At 73.4% G+C, this 6,390-nt stretch carries 6 protein-coding genes; 4 read left to right on the top strand and 2 right to left on the bottom strand.

Annotated features, from left to right (window positions below; translation table 11 throughout):
- The 4 genes from E1289_RS12750 to E1289_RS12735 all read left to right on the top strand — a co-directional run.
- Positions 1-1,035, top strand: a 1,035-nt coding sequence (locus E1289_RS12750) for a hypothetical protein (RefSeq protein WP_207928934.1), incomplete at its 5' end; no start/stop codon positions are given.
- A complete protein-coding gene (locus E1289_RS12745; protein WP_131979438.1) occupies positions 1,029-1,586 on the top strand; it encodes a hypothetical protein in 558 nt (185 codons plus the stop codon). The genes E1289_RS12750 and E1289_RS12745, both read left to right, overlap by 7 nt.
- The gene (locus tag E1289_RS12740; RefSeq protein ID WP_131979435.1) at positions 1,583-2,446 is read left to right on the top strand and encodes a hypothetical protein; all 864 of its coding nucleotides are present in this window, start codon (positions 1,583-1,585) and stop codon (positions 2,444-2,446) included. The genes E1289_RS12745 and E1289_RS12740 overlap by 4 nt, the downstream gene beginning before the upstream one ends.
- A gap of 81 nt (positions 2,447-2,527) precedes the next feature.
- Positions 2,528-3,880, top strand: a complete 1,353-nt coding sequence (locus E1289_RS12735) for a hypothetical protein (RefSeq protein ID WP_131979432.1) — start codon at positions 2,528-2,530, stop codon at positions 3,878-3,880.
- 6 nt (positions 3,881-3,886) lie between these two features.
- Here the strand turns inward: E1289_RS12735 and E1289_RS12730 are convergent, their stop codons facing one another.
- The gene (locus E1289_RS12730; RefSeq protein ID WP_131979429.1) at positions 3,887-5,167 is read right to left on the bottom strand and encodes an MFS transporter; all 1,281 of its coding nucleotides are present in this window, start codon (positions 5,165-5,167) and stop codon (positions 3,887-3,889) included.
- Complete coding sequence (locus tag E1289_RS12725; RefSeq protein ID WP_207928933.1) at positions 5,146-6,345, bottom strand: glycosyltransferase family 4 protein; 1,200 nt, start codon at positions 6,343-6,345, stop codon at positions 5,146-5,148. Before E1289_RS12725 ends, E1289_RS12730 begins: the two co-directional genes overlap by 22 nt.
- Positions 6,346-6,390 lie beyond the last annotated feature (45 nt).

Raw genomic sequence — 6,390 nt, 5'->3', positions numbered from 1 at the left:
GGGGTCAGCATCGGCGGGGGCGTGCTGTGGACGGGAGAGGACCAGCGGCAGGTCACCGCCCCGAACCAGCGGCAGTTCGACGAGTACGAGGAAACTTACCTCAGCCGGGGCCGCGACATGATCGACGACCATGGCGGGCTCTTCGAGCTGGCGGGCGACGAGGAGGCCATGGCCGAGTTCGCGGACCTGCCGCTCCAGGTCGCCGAAGAGATGGGCCTCCCCGCGATGATCATCAACGCGGACGGCACCAGCGCGTTCGTCGAGGTCGACGGGTCGGTCGGGGGCGAGGAATCCGGTGCGGGGCTGAACGGTTCGCTCCGGCACGAGGAGACCAGGCTGCTGGGAACCTCGGAGGCCATCGACGCCGACGGAAACCGTGTCCACGGTGAGTACTACGCGGCCACCAACACCGACACCGCCCAGATCGGCATGAATGTGGTGCCCAAGCCGGTGTTGGGCGGAGGTCTTGACCTCACCTACGAACGGGTCGGCGGCAACGTGCTCCATGTCGAGTACGACGAGGACGGCGACCCGATGCGGGTCACCGCGGTCAACACCAGCGAATGGCGCATCGGGCGCGGCGGGTCGCTGCTCCTGGGGTTCGACGGCGACAGCGGGAGCGGCGGGGCGGGCGGCGGCGTGCAGGTCGAGGACGGCGACGTCACCGTCAACACCACGTCCATCGAGATCCCGCCGGACCGGCGCGGCGAGGTCGCGGACGAACTGCGCGCCATGGTCGACGGCGATCTGAACGACCGCATCCAGGGGCGGCTCGCCATCGCCGAACTCGCGGACGGCCCGGGGGCCACGATGACGCGGCAGCATTACGACGCGGAAGGGCTGACGGGGCGGGGCGGTGCCGAGCTGGACCTCGGCATCGAATGGTTCGACTTCGGCACCAGCACGAGCAGCCGGAGCATGAGGCTGAACGAGGCGCACTACCGTGACCCTGCCACCGGTGAGTGGCAGCGGTGGTATTCATGCGAGCGGAGCGCCGTTCCCGGTGAGCGCGCCAACGGCGGAACCTCATGGTGACGCGAGTGGTCACGGCGATGCTCGTCGCCCTGCCGCTCGTCGTCGCGGCCGGTTGCGGCGGGGAGGACGAGCCGCCGCCGGTCGACCCCGGCCTGGCGGTCTTCACCGGCAAGGGCTTCACCGTCGGGTATCCGAAGGGCTGGCGGCAGGATCCCGGCAACCGCATCTTCCGCGGCGCCGACTTCGAGGTGCTGCGCCCCGAGCCGCCGCAGCGCCCGCCCCAGGCGTCGTGGTCGGTCTTCACCGAAGAGCGGAACCGCCCGATGGGCCGCCTGGTGGACGCGTTCGTCGCCCTGAGCAAGACCGCGCGCGACTTCCGGCTCGTTGAGCGCCGGAAACTCCGGGTCCAGGACGCCGACGCGCAACTGGTCCGCAAGTCCTACTCCGTCCCGCACGGCAAGGACGGCTGGACGACGCTCCAGCAGACGGACCTGTTCGTCGATCTCGGCACCGGGTCGGTCGCCGACGTCCGGATGATCGTGATCGGCCCGGGCGGCGGGCAGGCCGGACGGTGGAGCGACGTCGTCGACTCGTTCAGGGTCACCGCGTGAAGGGCGGCCCGGCCGCCGCGGTCGTCCTGGTCCTCGCGGTGCTGCTGATGACCACGCCCACCGGCAGGAGCGGCTTCACCGCGCTCTCGGACGCCGCCGGGGGGCCGTCCGCCTGGACGGCCTCCCTCCTGGCGGCCGCGTGGCCGGCGGTGGCGGCGTCCGGTACCTGGTTCGGGACCATCCGGATCGGCCGTTCTGCGGGCGCCGAGCCGGAGACGGCCATGTCGGCGGTGCTGGTCACGCTCGCGCTCGTGCTGGCGGGCCTGCTGGTCTCGTTCGTGACGGCGGGGGACTGGCCCGCCGGCAACGCGCTGCTCGCCATGGTCGCGCTGACGGCCGGTGCGCTCGCCGGGGTCGGCGTCGCCCGGGTGGCCCTGCCGCGGCCGTCCCTCACCCCGGCCGTCCTGGCCGCAACGGCCGGGCTGCTGCTCGCCCTCGCCGCCCGGTTCGTCCTGGCCCGGGTACTCGCCCCGGACGTGTTCCTGTCCCCTTCCGGTGCGGTGACCGCCGACGCGGCGGCCGCGTTCCGCGAACTGGACCGCTGGTCGCTCGTGGCGTCCGGCTGCGCGGCGGGCGCGGCGGGCGTGCTCGGCGCGCGGCTGGTGCCGCGCGGCCCCGGCTCGCTGACGGGCCTGCTGCTGGTCGCCTTCTCCCCGCTGCTGCTGAGGGCCGCCGGCGTCGGCCTGGGGTCGATCTGGGCCGGCACCACGGTCTGGACGGCCGTTCCGGAGCGGGAGTGGCTCTATCTGTTCGCCGGTGGTCTCGCGGGCACCGTGGTCGCCGCCGTCCTCCCCGGCCGGCCACGAGCCCCCGAACGCTCCGCCGGCGCCGCGCCGGTGGCTCCCGGACGGCGGTGGTGACTCGCGGCCGGATGCGGCCGTTCTATTTTGCAAACCGACTGGACGGTATGTAATGCCGGTGATCTCTGTCGGAGGAGCAGCATGCGCATCCGGATTCTCACCGCGCTCAGCGCCACCGTCCTAGCCCTGGTCGTCCCGTTGGGGGTGGCAACGGGCGCCGAGGCCGAGCGGACGCCGGGGGACCAGCCGCTTCCCGGGTACACGATCGAGAATCCGCCGCTGCCGCCCGCGCAGGTGAACGGGCAGCCGTCACGGGTGCTGCAGGGCGTGCACAACCATTCGGCCTACATCATCGAGACGCCGCCCCAGTGGAACGGCAAGCTCGCGCTATACGCGCACGGGTATGCGGGCCAGGGGTTCGTGCTGCGGGTCGGGCCGCCGCCGTTCGGGCTGCGGCAGCGGCTGCTCGACCAGGGGTACGCGTGGGCGGCGTCGTCCTACTACCGCAACGGGTACGACGTGCGGGCGGGGGTGCTGAGCACGCGGGACGTCGCCGAGCTGTTCGCCGCGAAGGTGGGACGGCCCAAGCAGCGGCTCATCGTCGGTGTCTCGATGGGCGGTCACATCGTCGGGCGTTCGATCGAGCAGTTCCCCCGGTACTACGACGGCGCGCTGCCCATGTGCGGGGTGCTCGGCGACCATGAGCTGTTCGACTTCTTCCTCGACTACAACCTGGTGGCCCAGGAGCTGGCGGGCGTCCGCGAGTACCCGGTGACGGACGACTACGCCACCGTGACCGTCCCGAAGATCATGGAGAACCTCGGGCTGACCGGGCTGACGCCGGGCGGGCCCGACACCGCGAACGAGCGGGGAAAGCAGTTCCGTTCGATCGCCGTCAACCGGTCCGGTGGGCCCCGGCCCGGGGATGCGGAGGCGTTCGCCTACTGGAAGGTCTTCCCGTTCACGCTGGCGGCTCCGCCCGTTCCCGGCGCCACCCTGGCGGAGAATCCGGACCAGCTCTCCACCAACCTGCTCACCCGGTACAGCCCGAACAGGCCGTTCGACGTCAACGGCGGTGTCCAGCGGGTGCGGCCCGCGAACCTGCCGGCGCGGCTGTCGAACGGGCTCACCCAGGTCCCGCGCGTCAGCGGGCGGCCGGGGGTTCCGGTGCTGAGCCTGCACGGCCTGGGCGACATGTTCGTCCCGTTCTCCATGGAGCAGATCTACGCCTCCGAGGTGGCCTGGCATCGCCGGTCGCGGTTCCTCGTGCAGCGGGCCATCCGCACGGTCGAGCACTGCGAGTTCTCCGCCGCCGAGGCGGGGACGGCGTGGGACGACCTGGTCCGCTGGGTCGGCGCCGGCAAGCGTCCCGCCGGGGACACGACCACGAAGCCGCGGGTGGTGGCCCGCTCCGACTACGGGTGCCGTTTCAGCGACCGGGCCGCCTACGAGGCCGGCGCCGGTACGCGGAGGCTGTTCGCCGCCTGCCCCTGACCCCGGTCAGCCGGAATCCCCGGAAGGCTCGCGGGGGCGCCGGATGAGGAACGTGCCGGCGATCACGATCAGCCCGGACACGGCCAGCACCACCTGGGACGGTCTCATGCCCAGCGGTGTCTCGTCCCAGTGCCGGAGCAGGTCCGCCGCCGCGCCGGCCAGGAGCGCGGCGAGGGCCAGGCCGAACCGCAGGGTCGCGTGGAACGCGGTGAGGGCGAGGTTGCGGCGGTAGCCCTCCAGGCCCTGCTGGAGGTAGGTGATGCCGCCGACGAGGGCGGCGGTGGCGCCGGCGCCGAACACGACGGCACCGGCGAACGCCCAGGCCACCGAGGCCATCAACCCCATCGTCGCGATCACGACGCCCTGGACGACGGTCGCCGTCTTGATCTGCTTCATCAGGTCCCACGTCCCGCGGCGGACGATCACCAGGCCGGTGATAGCGCCGACCCCGAACAGCGCCACCAGGGTCCCGAACCCGATCGGTCCTGCGTCCAGGACGTTCCTGACGAACACCACGCCGAGGGAGAACAGCGCGCCCAGCCCGAGCGCGACGACCGCGATGCCCGGCAGGACCCCGCGCACCACGGGGAGCCGGAGCCCTTCGAGGAACGTGCCCTCGTGCTTCGCCCGGTCCCGGGAAGGCCGCTCCCCGGGGGCGGGGCCGAGGTCGGCGATCGACCGGATCGCGAGGTAGCACGCCAGGTAGGTCAGCGCGTCCAGCCAGAACACCGCGACGTACCGCCAGTGGCCCTCCCAGCCGAGGGCGTTGGTCGCCCACAGCACCAGCCCGAACACCCCGGCGCCCACCGGGATCATCCCGTAGGAGGTGGCCATCGTGATGCCGTTCGCGACCTCCAGCGTGCCGGTGTCGTGCTCGTCGCCGTGCTTGCTCTCCTCCGGGTCCTCGATGAGGTAGGGGATGGAGGCGTCCCGCGCCGGCAGGAAGACCAGCGCGGCCAGCTCGATGGCGAACGCCCAGAAGTACACCCACCACAGCCACGGGACGACGGGAAGCACGAACGCCATCACCATCATGGCCAGGTTGGCGTACATCATCACCTGGCGGCGCCGCCAGCGGGTGACGATCCGCGCCGCGACCGGGGCGCCGACCGCCGAGGGCAGCAGGCGCAGCACCAGCACGCCGCCCACCGCCGTCGTGGAGTCGCTCAGCTCCAGCACGAAGTACATCAGGGCGAGGGTGCCCATCCAGTCGCCTAGGGAGGAGACCGTCTGGCCCACCATGAGGCGCCAGAAGTCGGGGTGGTTCAGCCGCTCCCGGAGTCCCATGCGGGGCTCACCCTCCGTACCGCGTTCTCGATCCGCGGTCCCGGCCGGACCACCTGGTCGGCGGGGGCACCGCGCAGGAGGGCGGCGAGCCGGGCGGCGGCCCGGTCCCAGCTCCAGTTCGCGCACACCCAGCGGCGGCCGGCCTCGCCCATCCGGCGGGCGGCGGCCCGGTCGTCCAGGAGGCCGTTCAGCGCGTGCGCCAGCTCGGCGGGGTCCGCCGCGTCGACCACCGCGCCGGTCTCGCCGGCGACGACGGCCTCGGGGCTGCCCCCGGATCGGCCGACCACGACGGGGAGGCCGGCCGCGGACGCCTCCAGCACCGACAGCCCGAGGCCCTCGACCTGGAGGCCGCGCCGGTCGTCGCGGCACGGCAGGACGAACGCGTCCGCGGCGGCGTAGTAGCGCGGCAGGTCCGCGGCGGAGACCGGTCCGGTCACCGTGACCGTGCGGGGCGCCTCCCGCGCCGCCCGGCCGGTGAGGGGCCGCCGCATCGGACCGTCCCCGACGATGACGAGCCGGGCGGCCGGATGGCGCCGGACGATCGCGGGCCAGGCGTCCAGCAGCCGGTCGTGGCCCTTGCGGCGGACGAGCCGGGAGACGCTCACGATGACGGGTCCGTCCCCGAGCCCGTGGCGGCGGCGCACCTCCGCGCCGTCCGGCCCCGGGCGGAACCGGTGCGGGTCGACGGCGCCGGCGAGCTGGACGAGCCGCGTCCGGTCGCCGAGGACGGCGGCGACCTCGGCGCGGCACGTCTCGGTGAGGAACGTGAGGGTGTCGATGGTGCCGGACACGGCGCGCAGCGCGGCGCGGGTCGGCGCGGCCTGGAACCAGCCCATCTCCTGCCCGTGCGTGGACGCGATCAGCCGCTCCACGCCGGCCGCCTTCACCAGCGGGGCGTACATGGCGAACGGCGCGGCGGCGGGAATCCAGGCGGCGTGGACGCCGTGCTCGGCGACGAGCCGGCGCAGCCCGCGGAACAGCAGGTAGCCGTGCCGCCGCACGACGGGGAAGCCGAGCCGGGCGTCGAACCCGGCGGCCCCGGGCCGGGCGGGCGCGACGACGACCAGCCGGTCGGCGGGGAGCCTGCGGACGAGCTCCCAGGTGAACGTCTGGACCCCGCCCGGCTCCGGTGGGAAGTGCCCGGTCATCACGAGCGTCCGGGGTATGTCCATGGACATCCGCTTCCCCGGACGGGCCGGGCCATGCCGGATGTCCGGCCACAC

The sequence above is a fragment of the Actinomadura sp. 6K520 genome (genome assembly GCF_004349245.1).
Classification (GTDB): domain Bacteria; phylum Actinomycetota; class Actinomycetes; order Streptosporangiales; family Streptosporangiaceae; genus Spirillospora.
Note: the sequence above shows the minus strand (reverse complement) of the source record. Positions and strands in the feature narration are given on the sequence as shown.